Origin of the sequence: Pseudomonas sp. 15A4 (assembly GCF_016925575.1) — a bacterium.
In the GTDB taxonomy this organism is placed as follows: Bacteria; Pseudomonadota; Gammaproteobacteria; order Pseudomonadales; family Pseudomonadaceae; genus Aquipseudomonas.
The window spans coordinates 187,158-211,685 of sequence record NZ_CP068986.1; the positions used below are offsets into that span (position 1 = coordinate 187,158).

Consider the following 24,528-nt stretch of genomic DNA (forward strand, 5'->3'; position numbering starts at 1 on the left):
CGGTCGATTAGGCAGGATTCAAGCGCTGACGGGTTGACGTGGATCAACATTAGCTTGAAGGAGGGAATTGGCGAGGAATTAGTGCAGAAGCGCAGCGAAGGCTACCGGGCTTCGATCCAGATGAGAGACGCGAACCGTCCGGTGCGCGCGCCACGGCGATAAGAGAAGAATCGCTCATCGTCGTAGGTCGAGAGACCGCCGCCATACACCGCTGTGACGCCGTGAGCGGCGAGACGCAGACGCGCCAATTGGTAAATGTCAGCCATGAATTTGCCGTCGTTGGCGCCTGGCACGAATGCATCGGCTGTCTCTAGGTGCGAAGCCATGAAGGCCTCGCGCACCTCGGTACCCACTTCAAATGCCTGGGGCCCAATGGCAGGGCCGAGCCAGACAAGGATGTCGGAGGGCGCATCGGCAAAACTGTCCACCGTCGCCTCAAGCACACCCGCCGCCAGACCGCGCCAGCCCGCATGGGCAGCGGCAACCTGAGTGCCCTTTTTATTGCAGAACAGTGCGGGCAGGCAATCGGCCGTCATGATGGTGCAGGCCACGCCCGGGGTCTGACTCCAGCTGGCATCAGCCTCAAGCACTTCTGCGGGCGTGGCCTCGACGACGTCAGTGCCATGAACCTGCTTCAGCCATGCAGGCTGACTGCGCAGGCGCGAGGTCAGTGATGAACGGTTATGCGCTACGGCCGCTGGATCGTCGTCAACGTGGTCGCCCAGATTGAAGCTGTCGAACGGCGCCACACTGACACCGCCCGACCGCGTCGTGACCCAGGCTTTGATACCCAGTGGCGCAGGCCAGTCGGGAATCAGCCAGTCCGTCACGCCCTCAGTCATCCGATGAAGGCTTCGCGGTCTTGCTTGAGCAGGGTCAGCAGCCAGACAAAGTCGTCCGGCAACGGCGATTCCCAGCTCATGCGCTTACCGGTCGTCGGATGATCCAGTTCAAGGAAACGCGCATGCAGCGCCTGACGCGGGAAATGTTTCAACGATTCGACCATGTTGACGTTGGCCGCAGGCGGGATTCGGAAACGGCCGCCGTAAGCGGGATCGCCTACCAGGGGGAAGTTGATGTGGGCCATGTGCACACGAATCTGGTGAGTACGCCCGGTTTCCAGCTTGACCCGCACATGGGTGTGGGAACGAAAACGCTCCAGAACCCGGTAATGGCTGACCGCTGGCTTGCCGCCTTCCATGACTGCCATGCGCTGTCGCTGCTGACCATGACGACCGATCGGTGCGTTGATCTTGCCGCCGGCAGTCACCACCCCGATAACGATGCACTCATAGATGCGGCTGACGCTGCGGTTCTGCAGTTGAGTGACCAGTTGGGTCTGCGCCTGAATCGTCTTGGCGACAACCATCAGACCGGTGGTGTCCTTGTCCAGGCGATGCACGATGCCGGCACGCGGGACATTGATGATGTCCGGCACGTGGTGCAGCAAGGCGTTGAGCAGGGTGCCATCGGCGTGACCGGCTGCCGGATGTACAACCAGGCCGGAAGGCTTGTTGATGACCAGGATCTGGTCGTCTTCGTAGACGATATCGAGCTCGATGTCCTGCGCGATCCACTCGCCCTGGGCTTCCTGCTCGGCTTTGAGGAGCAAAACGGCGCCACCATGCACGATGTCACGCGGGCGCAAAACGCCTCCGTCCACCGTCAGGCGACCGTCCTTGATCCAGGCGGAAAGGCGCGAGCGCGAGTGCTCTGCGAATAGTTGGGCGGCGACTTGGTCGAGGCGTTGACCGCCCAATTCGGACGGCACCTCTGCGCGGAGTTCTATGATCTCAGACATGCTCAAACTAGGAGGTGGCACTGGCCTTTGGTTTCGGCTGTGCGCTTGTGGTTAAATACGGCGTCTTTTGTCCCGGGGTTCCACGGGGCGCCCATCATAACAGGACGGTCCTGCGCAAGACAGCAGGCCGTTATAGGGACGCAAGCCGCCATGCAAGTGAAACACCTGCTGCTGATAGCCATCCTCGGACTTACTGTTGCCTGTTCTTCGAAGAAAGAAGTCATCGACGAAAACCTCAGTGAAGTCGAGCTGTACCAGCAGGCGCAGGCCGATCTGGACAACAATAGCTATAACAGCGCCACCGAGAAGCTCAAGGCGCTGGAGTCGCGTTATCCGTTCGGTCGCTACGCTGACCAGGCGCAACTCGAGCTGATCTACGCCAACTACAAGAATGGCGAGCCGGAAGCTGCCAAGTCGGCCGCCGAGCGTTTCATTCGTCTGCACCCGCAACACCCGAACGTCGATTACGCCTATTACCTCAAGGGCCTGACCTCGTTCGACCAGGACGTCGGCATCATCGCCCGCTTCCTGCCGCTGGATCAGACCAAGCGTGACCCGGGCGCTGCTCGCGATTCGTATAACGAGTTCGCCCAGCTGACCAGCCGCTACCCTAACAGCCGCTACGCACCCGACGCCAAGCAGCGCATGATCTATCTGCGCAACCTGTTGGCGGCCTACGAGATCCACGTTGCCGACTACTATCTGACCCGTCAGGCCTACGTGGCAGCGGCCAACCGCGGTCGCTACGTAGTCGAAAACTTCCAGGAAACCCCATCGGTCGGTGACGGCCTGGCGGTCATGGTTGAGGCTTATCAGCGTCTGCACCTGGACGATCTGGCTGACACCAGCCTGCAAGTCCTGAAAACCAACTACCCGGATCACCCGCAGCTGGTAGACGGCAAGTTCGAAGCGCGCACGGCCGAGGCCGACAACCGCTCGTGGCTGTCCAAGGCGACGCTGGGCCTGATCGAAAGCCGTCCGCCGCTGCCGCCAGGGCAAACCCGCGCCAACCAGGACGTGATCAAGCAGTACCAGGACGCCAAGGAAGCCATCCCTGCCGACCTGCTGCCTGAGAACCAGTCGGCTGACGAAGAGAAGAAAAACGATGACGACGACGGCACGCCGAAAAGCCGCTCGATCTTCAGCTACATGACCTTTGGCCTTTTTGACTGATTCAGTCCCTGCCAAACGTCAGCTAAAAGAGGCCCTTCGGGGCCTTTTTTAATGCCCGACCGTTTTCCGACAGCATTCGGCGATGGAGATGACTGTGCGCCCGACAGCCGCTTGGCTACACTGCGCGCTCTTCACTTCATAAGCTGACAGACATGATTCGCTTGATTATGTGGATCGCCCTGATCGTGGCGGCCATCTGGTTTTTCAAACGCCTGGTGAAAGGCCCTGCTCCACGCCCGAAACCCTCAACGCCGGAACTCGACGCTGCGCCCATGGTGCGGTGCGCGCAATGTGGCGTGCATGTCCCGCGCGATCGCGCGCTGAGCCAGAACCAGCAATGGTATTGCACCGAAGCACACCGTTTGCAGGGCCCCGCCACACGTGACCGCTGACAGCCTGTCGCTGACCACGCCTCAGGCCCAACGCATCCTGCGGCTGTATCACCTGTACCGTCTGAGTATCGGCGTCCTGCTGGTGCTGCTGATTTCCAGCAGCCTGGACGCCGAGTTGCTGGAGCTGGCCGATATCGAGCTGTTCCGGATCGGCTGCTGGCTGTATCTGGTGTTCAATATCCTCGTGGTGGTGCTGCTCGAACGCCCGAGCCGCCAGGGTCAACTGTTCTCCCTGGCCATGGCCGACACGCTGATGCTGGCGGCGCTGTTCTACGCCGGGGGCGGTGCACCGAGCGGTATTGGCAATTTGATCATTGCCTCCGTGGCGATCAGCAACGTGCTGCTGCGCAAGCGAACCGGGCTGCTGATTGCCGCGCTCTCAGCCATCGGCATCATTTATCTGACCTTCTACATCAGCTATCACAAGCCCTCTGCTTCCAATCATTTCGTACAGGCCGGCTCCCTCGGTGCCCTGTGCTTCGCAGCAGCGCTGCTGGTTCAGGCCCTCGCACGGCGCCTGCAGCTCAGCGAAGACATCGCCGAACGTCGTGCCGCCGATGTCGACAATCTTGAAGAGCTCAACGCGCTGATCCTGCAACGTATGCGGACCGGCATTCTGGTGCTCGACGAAGATAACAAAGTTCTACTCGCCAACCAGAGCGCGCTGAATCTGCTGGGCCACGAGCGCTTGCTCGGCGAAATCGTCGACGCCTACTCGCCACAACTGGTCGAGCGACTGGGTCAGTGGATGGCCAACCCGTCCATGGCACCGCGCAGCATCACCACCTCGGTCATAGGGCCGGTGCTGCGCCCGGGGTTCATCGCACTGGCGCGGGGCAGTCATCGACACACCCTGGTGTTTCTCGATGACCTGTCCCAGATTTCCCAGCAGGCCCAACAGCTCAAACTCGCCGCGCTGGGCAGACTGACCGCTGGTATCGCCCACGAGATCCGCAACCCGCTGGGCGCCATCAGTCATGCCGCACAGTTGCTGCTGGAATCCGAGGAACTGACCGCGCCGGACCGTCGTCTCAGTCAAATCATTCACGATCAATCGCGGCGGATGAATCTGGTGATCGAGAACGTGCTGCAGCTGTCTCGTCGACGCCAGACCGAACCCCACCTGCTCGATCTCAAGCAGTGGATCGAGGACTTCGTCCGTATCCTGCGCAGTGACCTGACGGCTGATCAGGCCGTGCACCTGGACATCGGTCCGGGCGTGCTCAGTACGCAGATGGACGCAGAGCAGTTGCAGCAAGTGATGAGCAATCTGGTGCAAAACGGGCTGCGCTACAGCGGCCAGCTGCACGAACACGCCCAAGTGTGGCTAAGGTTGTTTCAAGCCCCGTTCAGCGAACTGCCGACGCTGGAAGTCCTCGACGACGGGCCGGGTGTTGCCGAAGAGCATCTCGGGAAAATCTTCGAGCCCTTCTTCACCACCGAAAGCAAAGGAACCGGCCTGGGCCTGTACCTTTCGCGCGAGCTGTGCGAAAGCAATCAGGCGAGCCTCAATTACACTCCACGGGAAGGTGGCGGTAGCTGCATGCGAATAACCTTCGCCCATCCGTTCAAGCTGAGCTGAACATGAGCCAACGGCAAAAGATCCTGATCGTCGACGATGAACCGGACATTCGTGAGTTGCTGGAAATCACGCTCGGACGGATGAAGCTGGATACTCGCAGCGCGCGCAACGTCAAGGAAGCCCAAGAGTGGCTGGCGCGCGAGGCATTCGACCTGTGCCTGACCGACATGCGTCTGCCGGATGGCAATGGCCTGGAGTTGGTGCAGCACATTCAGAAGCGTCACAATCAGGTACCGGTGGCGATGATCACCGCCCACGGCAGCCTCGACACGGCGATCCATGCACTGAAAGCCGGCGCGTTCGACTTCTTGACCAAGCCGGTTGATCTGACGCGTTTGCGTGAGTTGGTGTCCAGCGCCCTGCGCCTGCGCACCGCCCCTGCCGAAGACAACCGCATCGACCATCGCTTGCTGGGCAGCTCTCCACCGATGCAGGCACTGCGTAAACAAATCGCCAAACTGGCGCGTAGCCAGGCGCCGATCTATATCAGCGGCGAGTCGGGCAGCGGCAAGGAGCTGGTCGCACGGTTGATTCACGAGCAAGGCCCGCGCGCCGAGCAGTCGTTCGTACCCGTCAACTGCGGTGCGATCCCGTCGGAACTGATGGAAAGCGAATTCTTCGGGCACCGCAAAGGCAGTTTCACTGGCGCCCATGAAGACAAACCCGGGCTGTTTCAGGTGGCCAATGGCGGGACGCTGTTTCTGGATGAAGTGGCTGATCTGCCGCTGGCGATGCAGGTGAAACTGCTCCGCGCGATCCAGGAAAAATCCGTCCGCGCGATTGGCGGCCAGCAGGAGCAAGTGGTGGACGTTCGCGTGCTGTGCGCGACTCACAAGGACCTCAATCAGGAAGTAGCCGCCGGCCGTTTTCGGCAGGATTTGTATTACCGGCTGAACGTCATCGAACTGCGCGTCCCGCCCTTGCGCGAGCGCCGCGAAGACATTGAAGAGATCGCCAACAGCGTGCTGCGCCGCCTGGCCGAATCCGCCGGAGAGCCTGCCACCCTCCTCCCGCCCCACGCGCTGGCGGCCCTCAAGGGTTATCGTTTTCCCGGCAATGTGCGCGAGCTGGAAAACATGCTGGAACGGGCCTACACGTTGTGCGAAGACGATCAGATCAATATCGAGGACCTGCGCCTTGCCGAGCCGTCACGCCCTACCGAGCAGGACGGCCCGAGCCTGGCCAACATCGATAACCTGGAAGACTATCTGGAGAGCATCGAGCGCAAACTGATCCTGCAGGCGCTGGAGGAAACTCGCTGGAATCGTACGGCGGCGGCGCAGCGTTTGAATTTGACGTTCAGGTCGATGCGTTATCGGTTGAAGAAGTTGGGGTTGGAGTGATGGATGCCGCGGCGCTTGGATCGGTCCCAAAAAGGGACCGATCGTTCCCTTTTTGGGACCTATTATTCGCCCGGGCCACTCAAGCGTTAAGCCTTCCCGCAGGCGCATAAGGCGCTTCATCAATAATTGGCTCATCCCCCACCAGCAAATCCGTCAACAACTGACATGAGGCCGGCGCCAGCACCAAGCCGTTGCGATAGTGGCCGCAGTTCAGCCACAAGCCTTCATGATCCGGCACCGGGCCGATGAAAGGAATGCCGTCCGGCGAGCCCGGTCGCAAACCTGCCCAGTGCCCGACCACATGGGCTTCCGCCAACGCGGGGATCAATTCAATCGCCGAAGCTTTCAAGCTGTCCAGGGCATTTTCGGTGGGTGTCTTATCAAACCCTTCGTGCTCGAGCGTACTGCCGATGAGGATATGTCCGTCGCGCCGGGGGATGGCGTAACGACCCTTCGCGAGGATCATGCTCGGCAGAAAGTCGGCCGCGCATTTGTAGAGGATCATCTGCCCTTTGACCGGCTCAACGGGCAGCGCCAACCCCAGTTTGCCGAGCAGATCGCCGCTCCATGCACCTGCGGCCAGCACCACGCTGTCGCCGAGCACATCGCCCTCTTCCGTCGTGACGCCCAGTACGCGATCACCCTCGCGCAGGAAATCAATGACCTGGCAGTGCTCTCGAATCACCACATTGGGCAACGCCAATAATGCAGCCTTGAGGGACTTGACCAGACGCGGGTTGCGCACGTTGGCGACGTCGGCCATGTGCACCGCACGTGAATAGCCACCGCCCATGACGGGCACGGCGTCGTAGACCGCAGAGATATCCACCGACCTCAGCGGGCGATTCACCCGCGTCGCCCACTGGAGCGCTTCTGCTTCGTCATCCAGGTCCAGCCAGTAAAGGCCAGTCTTGTGCACTTGGGGATCGATGCCGGTCATTGCCAGTAAGCGCTCGGCGAGCTGTGGGTAAAAATCCTGCGACCAGTGCGAGAGTGCCGTTACGGCGGGGCTGTAACGCCACGGGTAGAGCGGCGATACGATGCCGCCGCCAGCCCATGAGGATTCCTGGCCGACTTCAGAGCGGTCGATCAGCGTTACATTTCGGCCTTTGGAGGCGAGGTTGAAGGCGGTCAGGAGACCGATGACGCCGCCGCCGATGATGACTATGTTTTGATTTAGCACAGCGGCCACGACTTGTTCATCTGCATGGATTCAACGGCCCCAACAGTCTTTGTTCGACAGGCCGGTGGAGTTGTTTCGTACACCGGCGTTATTGATGGTGAAGCTGCCGCATTTGTCGCCGTCCATCATGGAGCCGGGCTTGGGTGCCGCCGTCAAGGTGAAGGTTGTAGGGGCGAGTACCACCCCAACGGTGTACCAGGCATTAGAGCCTGCGACCGGCGCTTCTGTGTAGTAGCCATTCTTGGTGAAGTAACGCTCCAGAACCTGGCTCTGCTCCATCAGAATTGCGGCAATTTCTGTCCGATGAGTGCGCCTCACGTACTCGGTATAGCTGGGGTAAGCGATCGCCGCCAGAATGCCGACGATGGCGACCACGATCATCAGCTCTATCAGGGTAAAGCCCCGCGCCTTACAGCCAACCATGTTTTTTCCTCATCTTGTTTGTCGCCACATAATGCGCCGGTTTGAAACTCCACCCAACTCTGTCGCGATAGCAGGATTGGCAGGGTCGCCGCTTAAAACGATTTCCTGATTGCCGTTGTCCTTATCCAATGCTGCGGCCAGATAAGGGACACCGCCGCTCACCAGAAAGCCGCTGGAATTATTATCAGCGCTGTTAATCTGCCGATCGCTGTTGGTATCCAACACGGGATAACTGAGCATACGCCCGCTTAACGCATCCAAGTCCACGAATCTCCCTGATCCCGAACTGGAGCAGGGATCACCCGTGTCGACTATGGCCGTGGTGAATCGAACCCGACCAAACGCTAGATCTGCAGGATAGATAACTCGTTCACCCGTAGCGACGTTGTTGTAGATCAGCGGGAGGTAGAAGCCCTTCTTGGCGGCGTAGTTCACGTCATTTTGAGTGGTCGTAAAGAACTGCCCATTCGGGCCGCTGGACACGCCATTAATGGACTGAGCGACGAGGTCGGTTTCTCGGTAATTGGCACTCGTAGCGTCATTGTCCCAAACGGCATAAAACGCTTGAGTCGTGAGTGTGGTTTTGTCGGCGGTTTCAAGCAATTTGCCGGTTCCGAAGTAAACCATCTTGCCGCCGTTCGGATTGTTCGATACCACCGGTTGCGCAGTAATGGGTTGACTCGCCCCGCCAGCAGCGGTGAACAGTGGACTGCCCCCCAACCCCACCTTCCACGAGGCCGCAGTCAGTCCCCTGAAGTCAAATTTCCACATCTGCCCTTTCAGATCGCCTGCATAGGCATACTGAACCATGCTCTGGGCATCGACGCGCAACCTCACTGAGGACAGGCCGTTGTTGCCGGACGTATCGACCGGTATCTCTCTGATCAGCGAGCCGTTGCTGACATCCACCACAAACAGTGAAGCCACGCCATTAGTGCTGCCATAACCATTCGCAATGAAAGCTGCCCATCGACCATCCGGCAATTGGGCCACTTCGGGCTTGGCGTAGGCGTACCCCATATTGGCGTATCCGGTAGAACCGCTGCTTATGTCCCAAAGCGCCTTTACCGTGTTTGACTTATCTGCGTTAAACAATTGCAACGCATAAAACCCTTTTCCCCCTGCCCCGGTGCCGCCGATGGCCAAGGTTTTCCATGATGAAGCGAACTGCACGTCAACAATGGATATCTGGCCGTCCACCAAAAACTTGTGGGAATCGCCGTTGATGTAGTCCGTATCAGCGACGTAATGCAGGTTAGGAAGAACCGTGGACGGCATGTAGGCATATCGTCTGGTGCCCAGGGCCGGGTCGATGACATTGACCAACCCGTCGTTGGCATTCACGACAAGACTAGGCGTCATGGACCCGGCCTTTGTATCGAGGTAAGTGGTGTAGCTGTTATCGGCGGCAGGGTCCGAAGCAGGGTTTGCCGTGGGAGAGGCATAAGCGAGCGGGGAGTTAATCACGTCCCCTAGAAGCACTGTCCGCGTTTTCAGCCCTGTTTTGTTTGTTCCCTTGCTCCACTCAACCAAGTCTGAGCCGGACACTCCCAATGGAAGATTGAGGCTGAGTGCCAACTGCTGCGGTAAGGAGAAGCTGAGGAACGATAGGGGGATGACCCTATTCGTCAGGGTGTTCCAGGACTCATAGGTTGATTTGATGCCCGGAACAATCTGTAGATCGGTGGACCAGTTGGGCTGAGCTGTATTGATGGCGCCATCTGCTGCAATCGCCAATGACTTGATCGTCCCGCGCCAGTCAGTGGGGTCATATTGGGTCTGAAAGAAAACAGAACTGCTCGACAGCGAAGAGGAGTTCGAAGCTGCGCCGCCCCCGGTGCCTGCGCGAGAAGTAATGTCATTCAGCGCGGCCGACAATGCCGCGTTAAGACCAGCGCTGTCGGTTGCTTGATAATAGGTTCCTTTGCCGTAAACCGCCGCGTCAGAAAGCATGGCATTCGCGGCAGTAAACCCCACGGTATAGGTGAACATATTCTGTTTGATAAAATCTGGCGCATTCCAACTCTTGTTTGCGCCATCAGTACCGTCCGTTCTCATATCGATGTCGTAGGCAAATTTCGCGATGTCGTCGAGGTAGAGCGTGTCGCCCTCACCGTCGCCATTAAGGTTGTCCCCGTCATTATTTTTGCCATCCCAATTCGGTAAACTCGCGCCGCCCTGGGGATCGTTGGTGGGAAAGGTCCGGTCGTAAGTGGGCAGCCCATCGGTGATCACGACACCATAGTTGCGTTGGCACCGGTACTGAATGGGGCTCGTATAAGTAGTTGGCGTCGTGTTGTAGTAGGGCGTCAACCCGCGGAAATACCGAGTGACTTCATAGTACGTCTCAGCCAATGGCGTGTTCGCAATTGCAGCCAAGCCGTTAATGGAGGAAATCAGTGCGTTGTAATTTGTATTGGCCTGAGCAGCGGTCGTGGAGGCTGTCTGAGACAGATCATTTACCCCTCTAGCGATATAACCGCCGGGGCCGGAATTTCCCGTGACAGGTGGGTTGAAGGTAGCCAGGCCGATCCTAAGATTCCGATTACTTGCTACCAGCGACGCAGAGACGTTGCGAGCAACGTTGATTCGGTAATCGTTCGGGATAGAACCGTCGGTATAGTCCTTTCTCGCCAAGGACGTGGCAGAGATCAGATAGCTGATATAGGCGGTGCTATATCGAGTATTACCATTACCCACCGGATCCGGTAATTTGAGACAGATGATGCTGTCGGTAGAGACCTTGTAAAAGCCGTCGTAGCCTGCAAAGCACCCACCCCCCTTAAATTCCCCACAAAGAAATTGGTATCACTCAGATCAAGGCTGTTAACGTTACGGCAGGATGTGTCCGAGCTGCAGTTGTACACCGGGAGGGGCACCGCATTGGGATCGAATCCGGCGGCCCAAATGATGCTGTTCATGCTGCCGGAGTCGTCCACCAGCAGCATGACATTCGGCGTCACGGAGCCTGCGGTCAACAACGGCGAGTCCGAAGGAATAAACGCGGCGTAAGCTGTCGCCGAACCATAAAGGCCGAAAAATGCCCCTAGCAAGAGCCCGCAGACATACTGCTTGGCTGTGCGGTACCACTCAACGCTTGGCATAGATACTTTCCACTACAGTTCGCGAGTTACCGGAGACGCCAACACCTGTGATGCGATACAGCGTCCACGACTTGCTTTCATCCCACCCTACCGAATTGATATTGACCGGATCTTTGGTCGTAGCTATTTTCTGGGCTGCCCAAAATCCGTTTGTTACAGCTACCCACGTTACGCCGGACGCAGCGCTGACTCCCGCTTTTATATCGTTGACGTTTTCAGCCGGTGGCGCGCATTTCGTGCACGTCGCCAGTGTGTAGCTGCTGGCCTGCACCGCCGCTTCACCTGCACGCACTGCTGCTTCGGCCAACTGAAATGACTCATTGCGCAGCTTGACACTGCCCGACATTTTTTCCTGAAAAGTCGCACTCTGCATAGAAGATATGCCGACCAGCGTCAGGAGCAAAAGAAAGACGAGGCTTACAATCAGCGCCATTCCTTGCTCGCGAAAGGGGGTAAGTGGAAACGCTTTGTGTCTCGCTGCTTTCACTGTGGCGCACCTAGTAGAGACGATTACGCAGCGCAATCAAAACGCTGAACGACTGATTTTGGACCCGGTTAGCCGGGTCCTTCAGCACGAGCGTGATACGCACACTGCGCACCAGATCAGTGTTGCCAGGGTTGGCGGTGTATCCAGTAACCGCTGGCCCCGAGGCCGCGCTGGCCGTGCCAAACATCAGCAGAAACTTATCCACATTATTGACGATGGCGGCCCCGCCCAGCATGAGTTGGTTATTCACAAGCTGGTACTCAAGTTGCCGTATCGGGAACGCCAATTGTCCTGCCGCAGGAGCCGCGGTCCCTGTTCTGGCTGTCGCCGAGGATTTGCAGTCTGAGAGAATTGTCCAGGAAGGTGTTCCGCCGTTGTTTCCCACATCAGCGGTCACCAGCGTCAGCTTTGCAGTGGTGTTATCCCATCGAATCGGCGTCGCCTGCGCGGCTGCAAAATCAGCTTTAGCGCTCGCGTCCGCGACGGTTGCCAGGCAGCCGAACATGCCCACCATGCGAATTTCCTGTGACAGCTTGGTAAGAATGAAACGCGCATCTTCTTGCATCGCGGCGGACGCGTTCTGCGTCGAATAAGTATTTTTCGCAGAAATAAAAATCTGAATGATCCCGGCTACGATCAGCAGGCCCAACAATAATGAGATCATGATCTCTATCAGGCCGAAGCCTCTGGCACGATGGTTCATGGCGTCGCCTTAGGGTCGGCCACAACGCGACTCCTTACGCTAAAGGTCTGCTGCGCATTTGCGGTGTTAGCAGCACGGGCATCGTTCCATGTCACCGCAATCGTCACCCAACCTTGATTTACGGTAATGACGCCGTCGCCACCCGGTCCGGCAAAGTTAGTGATGTTGTTTTTAAAATCCACCAAATCCTGGGTTCGCGGAACGTTCAAGTTCGCCGCCGAAGGTGCAGCAGCCAATGACGCCAAACGGTAATCCGCATCTGGATTGGCACGAATGCGGTCCATCATGTCGTAAGCCACGAAGCTGGCCTGGCTGCTCATTGTTGAGCTATCGGTGTACTTCAATGCGTTCAACTGCAGCGCAGCCGCTCCCAGCAATCCAATGGCCAAGACAAGCAGCGCCACTAGTACTTCAATGAGCGTCACGCCTTGCTGCGAGGAGTAGGTTTTCATGCTCATATGCAATTACCTAATACGATGCGCCCGCTTAGGCAAACGTTGATCACCCTGCTGATGGTGCCTCGGGTATATGTGATGCTCAGCGCCGCGGCAGGCGTCGGCACCGGGGCAGCCAAACCACCCAAGTTATTGAAATCGATAGCGCTCGGATTCCCGTTGACGGTCAGCACTGAGCCCGTGTCCATCGCTGATAGCACACGCAACGTCGTAACAGGACTCGTTGCAGGATCGACGATACTGAGTTGCGTATTCCATGCGCTTCCGGCAACCATTGGCGTGATGCGAATCACAGTCCCACTGTTTATCGCCTGCTGACGTGCATAGTTGAGGAAACGCTGAAAGTCACTGACCTCCGTATCTGCCTTGGTGTTTTGAATCGCCGTGCTGAAACTCGGAATGGCGATCGCGGCGAGGATGCCGACCAACGTGATAGTCACCAGCAACTCGACCAGCGTAAAACCCCGACACCCTTTAGCCATTTAATCTCTCCTTAATGGAGAAACTATATCGCAACCGGTTGTTTCAATATTTGTCGGGGGGATGTGTGGCTGTTTTCGACGGACGAATGCCCTGACGCCTTGTGCCGCAGGCCTCATATGTCATCTCACCGCCCCCAACACCCCGCCACACTGGCAGCCCCCGACATCCCGAGATTGTCGCGCCTGCCAGTGTTTTCCAGCACAAAGCTGCCGCAGGCATCGCCCGCCATCATCCCCCCGCCCATCGGCGACGCAGTCAGCGTGAACGTCCGCTCCTTACGCTCTGCCCCTATCCGATAAAACGCATTCCCGACCGACACCTCATGACTAAACGCCGGCGGCCCGCTGACGTCCGAATACTGCCCTGCCCGCGAGTGAAACCGCTCCAGCTTCTGCGCTTCTTCAACCAGCACCCCAGCGATCTCCGAGCGGCGGGTTTTCCGGGTGTATTCGCTGTACTGCGGGTACGCGACGGCGGCAAGTATCGCGACGATGGCGATGGCAATCAGCAGTTCGATCAGGGTGAAACCCGCGGTCCGTCTGTTCATTGCCGCTGCCGCCACATCACGCGACGCTCCTGGGTGTGGATGCTTTCGAGCACAGTCCGTGAGTCGCCTTGGATGCCAATGGCCGTCACGCGGTACAAGGTCCAAAGTTGACCGTCTGCGCCACCGGCGGGTTGGTCGGTTTGGCCGACATGCTGAATGCCGTAAAAACCACCTCGCGTTGCGACCCAATTCACTCCTGAAGGCCCGCTGGTGCCGCTGTTTGAAAGGGTCAGCGCTTCAGGCGGTGGCACACATTTGGCTGGCGACGAACAAGCTGGCAGGGAAAAACCCGTTGCCACGATTCTCGCTTCCGCGATGCGCAGCGCTGTCTCGGCGGATTGAAACGAGGCATCGCGCAGCTTAAGCGTGCCAGCCACTTTTTCCTGGAGCGTGGCGTTCTGCATCGACGATGTCGCCAGCAGGGTCAACAAGAGCAGGAACACCAAACTGACGATCAACACCGCACCACGTTGTGCATTCATCTTCATGCACTTACCCCAGTCGATTACGGATGGCAGCGACAACATCAATGGTCTGTTCCTGCGCCCGGTCTGCGGGGTCGAACAGGGTGAGGGTCAGGCGTACGCTGCGGATCAACGAGGGTTCGGCAGTGGCAGCGTACCGCGCGATGGAGCGATCGTTGAGCGAACCGGCGACGCCGAACAGCACACTGAATGCGCCCACGTTGCTGACCAGAGGCTGACCGTTCAGTGACAGCTCATTGCGTGCCTTGTTGAAGCGATAGACCTGCCGGTGAATGGGCATCGCGGTCTCATCTGCGGAAAGCCGAGGCGCCCGGCCGTTGGTGTACGCGGTGGCGGATGACACGCAGTCAGTGTGAATAACCCAGGTCGACCAGCCGCCGCCCTCCCCGGTCCCTGCCGTGGCGAGGGTCAGGGTCTGGGAGCTGGCGTCCCAGTGGATCGGCGCTTCATACGCCTTGGAGAAGCCATTGCCGACGCTGGCGTCGTCAACATTCCCAAGGCAGCCGAACATGCCCACCAGCCGCACCTCCTGAACCATTTTGCTGAGCACGAATCGTGCGTCTTCCTGCAGGCTGGCGGACGATGTCTGACTGGCATAGCTGCTCTTTGAGCTGATGAATATCTGCGCCAAGGCCAGCGACATCACCAATCCCAACACCAGCGCCAGCATGACTTCGACGAGGCCAAAGCCCTTCTCCAGAGGCCTCATTGTCGTGCGACCCGCTCGGCAGAGACATCTGCGGTCAGCGTAAGCGTTTGCTTCTGCACGGCCTCCTGGCTGGCACGCGAATCGTCCCACGTCAGCGTGAGGGTCACGCTCGATCCCGCCACCGCTATGGATGCCTCGGCGTCGTCACCGGCCGCGCGTTTCAACTGCGTCGCGAAGTCGTACAGGTCTTGCTGGCGAGGCACGGCGAGACTGCCGGAGGTAGGAGCCTGACTCAGAGAAGACAGCGCGTAGCGGGTGCCAGGATTGGCGCGGATGCGCTCGAAAAGGTCATGGGCGATGAAGCTGACGTGCAGGCTGCGCATGGAGCTGTCGGTGTACTTCAGCGCATTGAGCTGCAACATCGCCACGCCCAATATGCCAACGCTGAAGATCAGCAACGCGACCAGCACTTCGATCAATGTCATCCCCGATTGCATCGTTTTCCCTCGCACCATTCACCTCGACGATTCCCATGCAGACGCCATTGAAGACGATGCGCAGCGGTTTGCCCGGAGGATGTGTAACGGCGGCTTGCGGACATACCGGCTGACAATCGACCCGGTTGTCAGCGCGGCTAAGCGGGTGTTTGCTTTAGCGCCGCACTCAACGGAAGACGCTCGTGAAACAGCAAGGATTGACGCTGATAGAACTGCTGGCAGGGCTGGTGATTGTCGGCATCGTCGCCACGCTGGCGATCCCCGCCTTCGGGCAACTGATCGATTCTCAACGCCGTCAGGACACGGCTCAGCAACTGGCCAGTGGGCTGCGGATGGCTCGCACGGAGGCGATTCTGCGCAGTCAACCGGTGGTGATGCAGGCGCTGGACAATGACTGGAGCCGAGGCTGGAACGTGTTCGTTGACAGCAACCGCAACCAGTTCAAGGACGAGGGCGAGCTGTCACTGACCGAGTTCGCCAGCCACCGAAATGTCAGGGTCGTCGGCAACAGCAAAGTGGCGGCGCGAATTGGCTTTGATAACACGGGGCGGCTGCTGAACAACGCCAACGGCACACTGGCAGTGTGCCTCAAAGACTCACCTGTCAGTCGCTATCAGTTGGCGATTGCGGTGACCGGCAGGGTCACGCTGCGATCCGAAGGATTCGGCAGCGAGCCCTGTGCATGATGCGGTGACAGGATGACCGGATTACAGCAGCGATTTGACGCGCAATTCTTTGGGCATCGAGAAGGTGATGTTTTCCTCGCGCCCGGCCAACTCGTCTTCGCCGGTGGCACCCCATGCGTGCAGCTGCTGAATCACGCCGCGCACCAGGACTTCAGGCGCCGAAGCACCGGCGGTAATGCCGATGCGGCCAACGCCGTCGAACCAGCTGCGCTGCATGTCTTCAGCGCCATCGATCAGATAGGCCGGGGTCGACATGCGCTCGGCCAGTTCACGCAGGCGATTGGAGTTGGAGCTGTTCGGGCTGCCCACCACCAGCACCACGTCGCACTCATCGGCCAGGACCTTGACCGCGTCCTGGCGGTTTTGCGTGGCGTAACAGATGTCGTCCTTGCGCGGCCCGCCAATGGCCGGGAACCGCGCGCGCAGGGCGTCGATCACACGGCTGGTGTCGTCCATCGACAGCGTCGTCTGGGTCACGAAAGCCAGGTTCTCGGGATTGCTCACCTGCAGGTTGGCGACGTCGGCTTCGTCTTCGACCAGATAGATCGCGCCACCGTTGCTCGCGTCGTACTGACCCATCGTGCCCTCAACCTCAGGGTGGCCGGCGTGACCGATCAGGATGCACTCGCGGCCGTCGCGGCTGTAGCGCGCGACCTCGATATGCACTTTGGTCACCAGCGGACAGGTGGCGTCGAACACCTTCAGGCCGCGCCCTGCCGCCTCGGTACGCACCGCCTGCGACACGCCGTGGGCGCTGAAGATCACGATGACGTCATCCGGCACCTGCTCGAGCTCTTCAACGAAGATCGCGCCACGGCTGCGCAGGTCTTCGACGACGAATTTGTTATGAACCACTTCATGGCGCACGTAGATCGGCGGGCCAAACACTTCCAGCGCGCGATTGACGATTTCGATCGCACGGTCCACCCCGGCGCAGAAGCCGCGTGGGTTGGCGAGTTTGATTTGCATGATGTGCCTCGTGTCTACGCGCAATGAAACATATAAACGAAGAGGCCCCGAACAGAGCCGGGGCCAAGCGCTCTGGCAATGCTCAGAGTGCCTTGACCTCGAAAATTTCCACTTCGAAGGTCAACGTCTTGCCCGCCAGCGGGTGATTGAAATCGACGGTGACATGATCATCGTCGATTGCTTTCACCACGCCCGGCAGTTCGGTATTGGCCGCATCGTTGAAGATCACCAGCAGTCCTTCGGACAGCTCCATGTTCTGGAACTGCGAACGCGGCATGACCTGCAAGTTTTGCGGGTTCGGCTGACCGAAAGCGTTTTCCGGCGGCACCTGCAGCGTACGCTTATCACCGGCCTTGAAACCGAAAATCAGCGCTTCGAAGCCCGGAAGCAGGCTGCCATCGCCGACCTTGAAGGTCGCCGGCGCCTTGTCGAACGTGCTGTCGACGGTGTCACCGTTTTCCAGGTGCAGCGCGAAATGCAGAGTGACTTCCGTGTTCTGACCGATGCGTGTTTCCTGAGTAGCCTGTTCGGTCACCAACTGATCAGTCATTGACGGTTTCTCCGGTTTTCTTGCTCTTGAACATGTCCAGAGCCAGCATGATCGCACCAACGGTAATGGCGCTGTCCGCGACATTGAAGGCCGGGAAGCCGTGTTGTTTCCAATGCACGAAGATGAAGTCTATGACATGGCCGATGACGATTCGGTCGTACAGATTGCCGAGCGCCCCGCCCAATACAAGGGCAAGGGCAATTGCCAGCCAGGTTTCGTCGCGCCCGAGCCGCTTGAGCCAGACCACCAGCACAACGCTCACCACGACCGCAATCAACGCAAACAACCAGCGCTGCCAGCCGGAACTGTCGGCCAGAAAACTGAACGCAGCACCGGTGTTGTAGGCCAGCATCCAGCTGAAGTAGTCGGGAAGGATGACGATCTGCTCGTACAACTCCAGGCGATTTTCGAAGTAGAACTTGCTGGCCTGGTCAATGACCACTACCAGCACGCTCAACCACAACCAACCCAGTCGGCCCATGCGGCCAGCTGATGCGTTAGGCATAGTGACGAACCTCGCCTGCGCCGCTGATGTTGTCGACGCAACGGCCGCAGATTTCCGGATGTTCAGGATCGACCCCGACGTCCTCGCGGTGATGCCAGCAGCGCGCGCACTTGGCGTGGCCGGATTTGACGACCTTGAGCTTCAGACCGGCGACTTCGGCAACCACGGCATCGGCAGGCGCGCTGACGAAAGGCGCGACGCTGGCCGTTGAGGTGATTAGCACGAAACGCAGCTCATTGCTGAGCTTGGACAGATCCGCTACCAGCGCGTCTTCGGCGTATAGCGTAACTTCGGCCTGCAAGTTGCCGCCGATGGCCTTGGCCGCGCGCAGGTTTTCCATTTCCTTGTTGACCGCCACCTTCACCGCCATGATCCGCTCCCAGTAGGCGCGATCCAGCTCGAAGCCTTCCGGCAGCTCACTCAGCTCCTGATACCAGGTATTGAGCATGACCGACTCGTTACGCTCGCCCGGCAGGTACTGCCACAGCTCGTCGGCTGTAAACGCCAGGATCGGTGCGATCCAGCGAACCAGCGCCTCGGAGATGTGGAACAGCGCAGTCTGGCAAGAGCGACGTGCCTTGCTGTTGGCGCCGGTGGTGTACTGGCGATCCTTGATGATGTCGAGGTAGAAGCCGCCCAACTCCTGCACGCAGAAGTTGTGCACCTTCGAGTAGACGTTCCAGAAACGGTACTCGCCGTAGTGCTCTTCCAGCTCACGTTGCAGCAGCAACGCGCGATCCACGGCCCAGCGATCTAGCGCGAGCATGTCTTCGGCGGGCAGCAGGTCGGTGGCCGGGTTGAAGCCGGTCAGGTTCGAGAGCAGGAAGCGCGCGGTGTTGCGGATGCGACGGTACGCATCGGCGCTACGCTGCAGAATGGTGTTGGAGACGGCCATTTCGCCGGAATAGTCAGTCGCCGAAACCCAAAGACGCATGATGTCGGCGCCCAGCGTGTCGTTGACGGTCTGCGGCGCGATGACGTTACCCAGCGACTTGGACATCTTGCGACCGTTCTCGTCCACGGTGAAACCATGGGTGAGCAATTCACGGTACGGCGCGTGATTGTCGATGGCGCAACCGGTCAGCAGCGACGAGTGGAACCAGCCACGGTGTTGGTCCGAGCCTTCCAGGTACAAGTCGGCGCGTGGACCGCTTTCGTGGCCCATCGGGTGCGAGCCGCGCAAGACGTGCCAGTGCGTGGTGCCGGAATCGAACCAGACGTCCAGGGTGTCGGAGATCTTGTCGTAGAGCGGCGCTTCGTCACCCAGCAGCTCGGCAGCGTCCATCTTGAACCAGGCTTCGATGCCTTCCTGCTCCACACGCTGAGCGACTTCTTCCATCAGCTCGACGGTTCGCGGGTGCAGCTCGCCGCTTTCCTTGTTCAGGAAAAACGGGATCGGCACGCCCCAGTTGCGCTGACGGGAGATACACCAGTCAGGGCGGTTGGCGATCATCGAGTGCAGGCGCGCCTGCCCCCACGCCGGGACGAACTTGGTTTCTTCGATGGCTTTCACGGCGCGATTGCGCAGGGTGTCGCCCGAAGTCGGCTGCTTGTCCATGCCGACGAACCACTGCGCGGTGGCGCGGTAGATCAGCGGGGTCTTGTGGCGCCAGCAGTGCATGTAGCTGTGGGTGATGGTCTCGGTGTGCAGCAACGCGCCGACTTCGGTCAGCTTGTCGATGATGGGCTGGTTGGCCTTGAAGATGAACTGGCCGCCAAAGAACTCCAGCGACGGGCTGTACACGCCGTTGCTCTGCACCGGGCTGATGATGTCGTCATTGGTCAGGCCGTAGGCTTTGCAGATCACGAAGTCATCGACGCCATAGGCCGGCGAGCAGTGAACCACACCGGTACCGGCGCCCAGCTCGACGTAGTCGGCCAGATAGATGGGCGACAGACGATCGTAGAACGGATGACGGAAATTGATCAGCTCAAGCGCCGAACCCTCGGCCGTCGCCAACACCGAACCTTCGAGGTTCCAGCGCTTCAGGCAGGACTCTACCAGCTCTTCAGCCAGCACCAGCAGGCGCTCGCCGGTATCGACCAGCGCATAGGTGAATTCCGGGTGAACGTTGAGCGCCTGGTTCGCCGGGATGGTCCACGGGGTGGTGGTCCAGATCACGATGGCAGCAGGTTTGCTCAGGCTTGGCAGACCGAAGGCGGCAGCGAGCTTGTCGGCATCAGCAACCGGGAAGGCCACGTCGATGGTGGACGACTTTTTGTCCTGATATTCGACTTCCGCTTCAGCCAGTGCCGAGGCGCAGTCGAAACACCAGTTGACTGGCTTAAGGCCCTTGAACACGAAGCCGTTCTTCACCATTTCGGCCAACGCGCGGATTTCTCCGGCCTCGTTAGCGAAGTCCATGGTGCGGTACGGGTTGTCCCAGTCGCCGAGCACGCCCAGACGAATGAACTCGGCTTTTTGCCCTTCGATCTGTTCGCCCGCATACGCACGGCACAGCTCGCGGGTCTTGTCCGCAGGCAGGTTTTTGCCGTGGGTGACTTCGACCTTGTGCTCGATCGGCAGACCGTGGCAATCCCACCCTGGAACATAAGGCGCGTCGAAGCCCGACAGGGTCTTCGAGCGCACGATCATGTCCTTGAGAATCTTGTTGACCGCGTGACCGATGTGGATATTGCCGTTGGCGTAAGGAGGCCCGTCGTGCAGCACGAACTTGGGCCGATCCTTGCCAATTTCGCGCAGCTTCTGGTACAGGCCAATGCTGTCCCAGCGCTGCAGAGTTTGCGGCTCGCGCTGGGGCAGGCCGGCCTTCATCGGGAAGGCGGTGTCCGGAAGATTAAGCGTGGCTTTGTAGTCGGTCATTTCAGGCTCTAAAGTTTAGCGGTTGATCGTGCCAGTGGGCACGAGCGGCAGCGACATCCGCATCGATCGCCGTCTTGAGCGCCTCAAGGGAGGCAAAGCGCTGCTCATCACGCAGCTTCTGGTGGAATACCACCGTCAAACGCCGGCCATAGATATCGCCGGTAAAATCCAGAAGGTGAATCTCAAGGTGGGGACGCCCATCGCCCGCCACGCTGGGACGCACGCCAATGTTGGCAACGCCCGGCCATACCTTGCCGTCAATCTGCGCGCTGACCAGATAGACACCGGTCAATGGCACGCGACGACGTTTGAGTTGCACGTTGGCGGTGGGTGTACCCAACTGACGCGCCAGTTTCTGGCCATGCAGCACGCGGCCGGATATCTCGAACGGACGGCCCAGCAAATGCTCGGCAAGGGTGAAGTCTGCGGCGGCCAATGCGGTGCGCACCTTGGTGCTGCTGACGCGGAAGCCGTCGATCTCGACAGTCTGTGCCGCCTCGACGGTAAAGCCCTTCTCGGCGCCTACCTTTTGCAGAAAATCAAAATCACCGATCCGGTCGCAGCCAAAGCGGAAGTCGTCGCCGACCTCCAGATGCTTCACGCCCAGGCCATCGATCAGCACGGTGTCGACAAACTCCGATGCACTGAGCTTGCTGAAGCGCTGGTTGAATGCCAGACACAGCACCAGATCAACACCCTCGGCGGCGAGTAGATCGAGCTTGTCGCGCAGTCGGGCCAGACGGGCCGGCGCCGTTTCGGGCGCGAAGAACTCGCGAGGTTGCGGTTCGAAGATCACCACACAACTGGGCAAGCCCAGTTCGACGGCGCGTTCACGCAGTCTCGCCAGGATAGCCTGGTGACCCCGGTGTACACCGTCGAAATTGCCAATAGTGGCGACGCAGCCCCGGTGCTGCGGGCGCAGATTGTGAAGGCCTCGAACCAGCTGCATAACGCGCTTCTTGCTCATAAAGTGGCCGATTATAACCACACACCGCCGTCAACGACAGGCGACACATCCGGGCAAACCACAACAATCGACGTTAACCGGCAGAAAACGACGACTGATCCTACAGGATCGCCTTGCGAGCAAAATGCCTGACGCGAAAACCCAATACCAGCAGAGAGCCGAAATACGCCACGACGCCTGCCAGCACCAACGCGCCCAGGCGCAGGAATCGCTGCAGCATCTCACCGTCCGACCAGGCAGGCATCACATGCATCAGGCCCAGCAGCACCGCGGACATGATGGCCACGGCGACAATCAGCTTGCCCAGGAACACCGGCCACCCCGGCTGCGGCTGAAACAGATCCTGCTTGCGCAACTGCCAGAACAACAGCAAAGCGTTCAGGCATGCGCCCACACTGATCGCCAGCGCCAGACCGGCATGAGCCAAGTGAATGACGTAGACGAAAAGCAGGTTGAACAGCTGAGTCACTATGAGGGTGAAGATCGCGATTTTCACCGGCGTGCGGATATTTTGTTGAGCATAAAAGCCCGGCGCGAGCACCTTGATCACGATGATGCCCAGCAGCCCCACCGAATACGCGACCAGCGCACGCTGGGTCATCGCGGCATCTTCACCGTCGAACTTGCCGTACTGGAACAGCGAGACGGTCAGCGGCTCGGCGAGCAGTCCGAGCGCCAGCATGCAAGGCAGCACCAGCAGAAAACACAGACGCAGGCCCCAGTCGAGAATGCGCGAATACTCCTGGCGATCCCGACTGGCGTAGGTTTTCGAGAGAATCGGCAGAAGAATCGTCCCCAATGCCACGCCGAGCACACCGGAAGGCAGCTCCATCAGACGGTCGGCGTAGTACATCCACGACACTGATCCGGCAACAAGAAAAGACGCAAATATCGTGTTGATGATCAGCGAAATCTGACTGACAGAGACGCCGAGCATGGCCGGCAGCATTTGCTTCATCACTCGCCAGACACCGGTGTCGCGAAGATTCAGGCGCGGCAGCACCAGCATTCCGATCTTTTTCAGGTGCGGCAGTTGATAAAGAAGCTGTAGCAGCCCGCCCGCCAGCACCGCCCACCCCAGCGCCATCACGGGCGGGTGGAAATAAGGCGTTAGAAAGAGGGCGAAAAAGATCATCGCCAGATTGAGCAGCGTCGGCACGAACGCCGGAACGGAAAAACGATTCCACGTATTGAGGATCGCGCCAGCCAGCGACGACAGCGAGATGAGCAATATATAAGGAAAGGTCACCCGCAACAGGTCTGAAGTCAGCTGGAATTTCTCGGGCGTATCGGCAAACCCCGGCGCAGTTGCCCAGATGACCCAAGGAGCGAACACGACGCCCAAAACAGTGACGATCGCCAGCGCCAACGTCAGCAGGCCGGTGACATACGCGACAAATGTGCGGGTTGCTTCTTCGCCCTGCTGGCTTTTGTATTCAGCAAGGATCGGCACGAACGCCTGGGAGAAAGCGCCTTCGGCGAAGATCCGGCGCAGCAGATTGGGCAGTTTGAAGGCAATAAAGAAGGCATCGGTAGCCATGCCGGCGCCGAATGCGCGCGCGATGATGGTGTCGCGGACAAAGCCCAGCACCCGCGAAAGCATCGTAATAGAGCTAACGGCGGCAAGCGATTTGAGTAGATTCATCGAAAGGTTGTGCGCCTGACCAAAGGAAGCGCCAAAGCGCGTTCCATATATGCGATACTCCGCGCCGCAAAACAGCTCAGAGCCAAAGCCCGCGAGTTTACAGGTCGCACGCCGGAAAGAAATCACCTCGGCACCACACGGCGACCACTCAGCGGAACGCATCAACTGCCCTTGACAAGCGTCAATCTCATCGGCATGATTCGCGGCCTATTTTGTTAGCTATTTCCCAAGTCTTTCGAGGAGCTCGACGGTGGCCAACACACCTTCCGCCAAAAAACGTGCAAAACAGGCTGAGAAGCGTCGCAGCCACAACGCCAGCATGCGTTCCATGGTTCGTACCTACATCAAGAATGTAGTTAAAGCCATCGACGCTAAAGACGCTGAAAAAGCGCAAGCTGCTTATGTTCTGGCCGTGCCAGTTATCGACCGTATGGCCGATAAAGGCATCATCCACAAGAACAAAGCTGCTCGCCATAAAGGTCGCTTGAATGGCCACATCAAGGCTCTGAACCTTGCTGCTGCAGCCTAAGCGATTCGCTTGTTAAAAAACCGACCTCAGGGTCGGTTTCTTATTGCCTTCGATTTAGCGCTTCAGCATCAAGGCGCCGGAGCTGGCGTCCATGGCAGAATCGGGATTGCGGTCACGGCGTTCTGCGGACTGCCTTCGATGACCTTGTCGCTGTAGACGAGGTACACCAGCGTATTGCGCTTCTTGTCCAGGAATCGCACGACCTGCATGGTTTTGAACACCAGCGAGGTCCGCTCCTTGAACACCTCGTCTCCGTCTTTCAATTGCTCTTTGAAATGAATGGGACCGACCTGCCGGCATGCGATGGACGCCTCTGCACGGTCTTCAGCCAAACCCAGGCCGCCCTTCACCCCACCGGTCTTCGCACGGGACAGATAGCAGGTCACGCCATCGACCTTAGGGTCGTCAAAGGCTTCGACCACGATCCGATCGTTAGGCCCCACCATCTTGAACACGGTCGATACCTGGCCGATCTCTTCAGCTGACGCCAGTAACGGCAACATCAGCAACGCGCCTACCAGCCCTTTCATGACTCGCATGTATGCT

The 24,528-nt window shown here is 59.0% G+C and carries 25 protein-coding genes and 1 pseudogene; 6 read left to right on the plus strand and 20 right to left on the minus strand.

Translation table 11 applies throughout. The features are described from left to right. Positions 1 to 101 precede the first annotated feature (101 nt). Together pgeF and rluD are read right to left on the minus strand one after the other, a co-directional pair. The gene (pgeF, locus tag JN403_RS00835) at positions 102 to 830 is read right to left on the minus strand and encodes a peptidoglycan editing factor PgeF (protein ID WP_205484824.1); all 729 of its coding nucleotides are present in this window, start codon (positions 828 to 830) and stop codon (positions 102 to 104) included. 8 nt (positions 831 to 838) lie between these two features. After that, positions 839 to 1,801 carry a 23S rRNA pseudouridine(1911/1915/1917) synthase RluD gene (rluD, locus tag JN403_RS00840; protein WP_074890541.1) on the minus strand — a complete coding sequence of 321 codons (963 nt, stop codon included), beginning with the start codon at positions 1,799 to 1,801 and terminating at the stop codon, positions 839 to 841. A 150-nt stretch (positions 1,802 to 1,951) separates the two neighbouring features. Between rluD and JN403_RS00845 the strand changes: the two genes are divergently transcribed. From JN403_RS00845 to JN403_RS00860, 4 genes are all read left to right on the plus strand, one after another. Continuing rightward, positions 1,952 to 2,974 (plus strand): outer membrane protein assembly factor BamD, encoded by a 1,023-nt coding sequence (locus JN403_RS00845; RefSeq protein WP_122535375.1) that lies wholly within the window; start codon positions 1,952 to 1,954, stop codon positions 2,972 to 2,974. 152 nt (positions 2,975 to 3,126) lie between these two features. Next, a complete protein-coding gene (locus JN403_RS00850) occupies positions 3,127 to 3,366 on the plus strand; it encodes a PP0621 family protein (protein ID WP_122622740.1) in 240 nt (79 codons plus the stop codon). Beyond that, the gene (locus tag JN403_RS00855; RefSeq protein ID WP_205484825.1) at positions 3,356 to 4,948 is read left to right on the plus strand and encodes an ATP-binding protein; all 1,593 of its coding nucleotides are present in this window, start codon (positions 3,356 to 3,358) and stop codon (positions 4,946 to 4,948) included. The genes JN403_RS00850 and JN403_RS00855 overlap by 11 nt, the downstream gene beginning before the upstream one ends. A gap of 2 nt (positions 4,949 to 4,950) precedes the next feature. After that, positions 4,951 to 6,291 (plus strand): sigma-54 dependent transcriptional regulator, encoded by a 1,341-nt coding sequence (locus JN403_RS00860; RefSeq protein ID WP_205484826.1) that lies wholly within the window; start codon positions 4,951 to 4,953, stop codon positions 6,289 to 6,291. A gap of 79 nt (positions 6,292 to 6,370) precedes the next feature. On the opposite strand, the gene thiO is transcribed toward JN403_RS00860, so the two are convergent. The 11 genes and pseudogenes from thiO to pilV (JN403_RS00915) form a co-directional block, all read right to left on the minus strand. Then, positions 6,371 to 7,474 carry a glycine oxidase ThiO gene (thiO, locus tag JN403_RS00865; protein ID WP_205487198.1) on the minus strand — a complete coding sequence of 368 codons (1,104 nt, stop codon included), beginning with the start codon at positions 7,472 to 7,474 and terminating at the stop codon, positions 6,371 to 6,373. Between the two features lie 30 nt (positions 7,475 to 7,504). Then, positions 7,505 to 7,897, minus strand: coding sequence for a type IV pilin protein (locus tag JN403_RS00870; RefSeq protein WP_205484827.1), 393 nt, complete (start codon positions 7,895 to 7,897; stop codon positions 7,505 to 7,507). A gap of 9 nt (positions 7,898 to 7,906) precedes the next feature. After that, positions 7,907 to 11,001: pseudogene (locus tag JN403_RS00875) on the minus strand (PilC/PilY family type IV pilus protein). Then, positions 10,988 to 11,434: a PilX N-terminal domain-containing pilus assembly protein gene (locus JN403_RS00880; protein ID WP_205484828.1), complete on the minus strand. Its 447-nt coding sequence runs from the start codon at positions 11,432 to 11,434 to the stop codon at positions 10,988 to 10,990. Before JN403_RS00880 ends, JN403_RS00875 begins: the two are co-directional and overlap by 14 nt. Before the next feature lie 64 nt (positions 11,435 to 11,498). Next, entirely contained in the window at positions 11,499 to 12,191 is a 693-nt protein-coding gene (locus JN403_RS00885) for a prepilin-type N-terminal cleavage/methylation domain-containing protein (RefSeq protein WP_205484829.1), read from the minus strand. Next, on the minus strand, positions 12,188 to 12,643 hold the full coding sequence (gene pilV / locus JN403_RS00890; RefSeq protein ID WP_205487199.1) for a type IV pilus modification protein PilV: 456 nt from the start codon (positions 12,641 to 12,643) through the stop codon (positions 12,188 to 12,190). Before pilV (JN403_RS00890) ends, JN403_RS00885 begins: the two co-directional genes overlap by 4 nt. Positions 12,644 to 12,645: 2 nt before the next feature. Next, positions 12,646 to 13,128: a GspH/FimT family pseudopilin gene (locus tag JN403_RS00895; protein ID WP_205484830.1), complete on the minus strand. Its 483-nt coding sequence runs from the start codon at positions 13,126 to 13,128 to the stop codon at positions 12,646 to 12,648. Between the two features lie 125 nt (positions 13,129 to 13,253). Further along, a complete protein-coding gene (locus JN403_RS00900; protein ID WP_205484831.1) occupies positions 13,254 to 13,676 on the minus strand; it encodes a type IV pilin protein in 423 nt (140 codons plus the stop codon). After that, positions 13,673 to 14,203: a PilX N-terminal domain-containing pilus assembly protein gene (locus JN403_RS00905; RefSeq protein WP_240356773.1), complete on the minus strand. Its 531-nt coding sequence runs from the start codon at positions 14,201 to 14,203 to the stop codon at positions 13,673 to 13,675. The genes JN403_RS00900 and JN403_RS00905 overlap by 4 nt, the downstream gene beginning before the upstream one ends. Continuing rightward, entirely contained in the window at positions 14,169 to 14,870 is a 702-nt protein-coding gene (locus JN403_RS00910) for a prepilin-type N-terminal cleavage/methylation domain-containing protein (RefSeq protein ID WP_205484832.1), read from the minus strand. Before JN403_RS00910 ends, JN403_RS00905 begins: the two co-directional genes overlap by 35 nt. Further along, entirely contained in the window at positions 14,867 to 15,325 is a 459-nt protein-coding gene (gene pilV / locus JN403_RS00915) for a type IV pilus modification protein PilV (protein ID WP_275900173.1), read from the minus strand. The genes JN403_RS00910 and pilV (JN403_RS00915) overlap by 4 nt, the downstream gene beginning before the upstream one ends. Before the next feature lie 164 nt (positions 15,326 to 15,489). Here pilV (JN403_RS00915) and JN403_RS00920 point away from each other — a divergent pair, with 164 nt between their 5' ends. Next, positions 15,490 to 15,993 carry a GspH/FimT family pseudopilin gene (locus tag JN403_RS00920; RefSeq protein WP_122622729.1) on the plus strand — a complete coding sequence of 168 codons (504 nt, stop codon included), beginning with the start codon at positions 15,490 to 15,492 and terminating at the stop codon, positions 15,991 to 15,993. A 21-nt stretch (positions 15,994 to 16,014) separates the two neighbouring features. Here JN403_RS00920 and ispH read toward each other — a convergent pair whose 3' ends face one another. The 6 genes from ispH to murJ all read right to left on the minus strand — a co-directional run bounded on the left by ispH (position 16,015) and on the right by murJ (position 23,453). Beyond that, a complete protein-coding gene (gene ispH / locus JN403_RS00925; RefSeq protein ID WP_122622728.1) occupies positions 16,015 to 16,962 on the minus strand; it encodes a 4-hydroxy-3-methylbut-2-enyl diphosphate reductase in 948 nt (315 codons plus the stop codon). Positions 16,963 to 17,044: 82 nt separating this feature from the next. Next, on the minus strand, positions 17,045 to 17,512 hold the full coding sequence (gene fkpB, locus JN403_RS00930) for an FKBP-type peptidyl-prolyl cis-trans isomerase (RefSeq protein ID WP_133774339.1): 468 nt from the start codon (positions 17,510 to 17,512) through the stop codon (positions 17,045 to 17,047). Beyond that, positions 17,505 to 18,017: a signal peptidase II gene (lspA, locus tag JN403_RS00935; protein ID WP_205484833.1), complete on the minus strand. Its 513-nt coding sequence runs from the start codon at positions 18,015 to 18,017 to the stop codon at positions 17,505 to 17,507. Before lspA ends, fkpB begins: the two co-directional genes overlap by 8 nt. Further along, the gene (gene ileS / locus JN403_RS00940) at positions 18,010 to 20,841 is read right to left on the minus strand and encodes an isoleucine--tRNA ligase (RefSeq protein WP_205484834.1); all 2,832 of its coding nucleotides are present in this window, start codon (positions 20,839 to 20,841) and stop codon (positions 18,010 to 18,012) included. Before ileS ends, lspA begins: the two co-directional genes overlap by 8 nt. A 1-nt stretch (position 20,842) precedes the next feature. After that, on the minus strand, positions 20,843 to 21,790 hold the full coding sequence (gene ribF, locus JN403_RS00945) for a bifunctional riboflavin kinase/FAD synthetase (protein WP_205484835.1): 948 nt from the start codon (positions 21,788 to 21,790) through the stop codon (positions 20,843 to 20,845). 118 nt (positions 21,791 to 21,908) lie between these two features. Then, a complete protein-coding gene (gene murJ, locus JN403_RS00950; RefSeq protein WP_122622724.1) occupies positions 21,909 to 23,453 on the minus strand; it encodes a murein biosynthesis integral membrane protein MurJ in 1,545 nt (514 codons plus the stop codon). A gap of 250 nt (positions 23,454 to 23,703) precedes the next feature. Between murJ and rpsT the strand changes: the two genes are divergently transcribed. Continuing rightward, positions 23,704 to 23,982 carry a 30S ribosomal protein S20 gene (rpsT, locus tag JN403_RS00955; RefSeq protein ID WP_037015424.1) on the plus strand — a complete coding sequence of 93 codons (279 nt, stop codon included), beginning with the start codon at positions 23,704 to 23,706 and terminating at the stop codon, positions 23,980 to 23,982. A 68-nt stretch (positions 23,983 to 24,050) separates the two neighbouring features. On the opposite strand, the gene JN403_RS00960 is transcribed toward rpsT, so the two are convergent. Continuing rightward, positions 24,051 to 24,521: a CreA family protein gene (locus tag JN403_RS00960; RefSeq protein WP_108118986.1), complete on the minus strand. Its 471-nt coding sequence runs from the start codon at positions 24,519 to 24,521 to the stop codon at positions 24,051 to 24,053. Positions 24,522 to 24,528 lie beyond the last annotated feature (7 nt).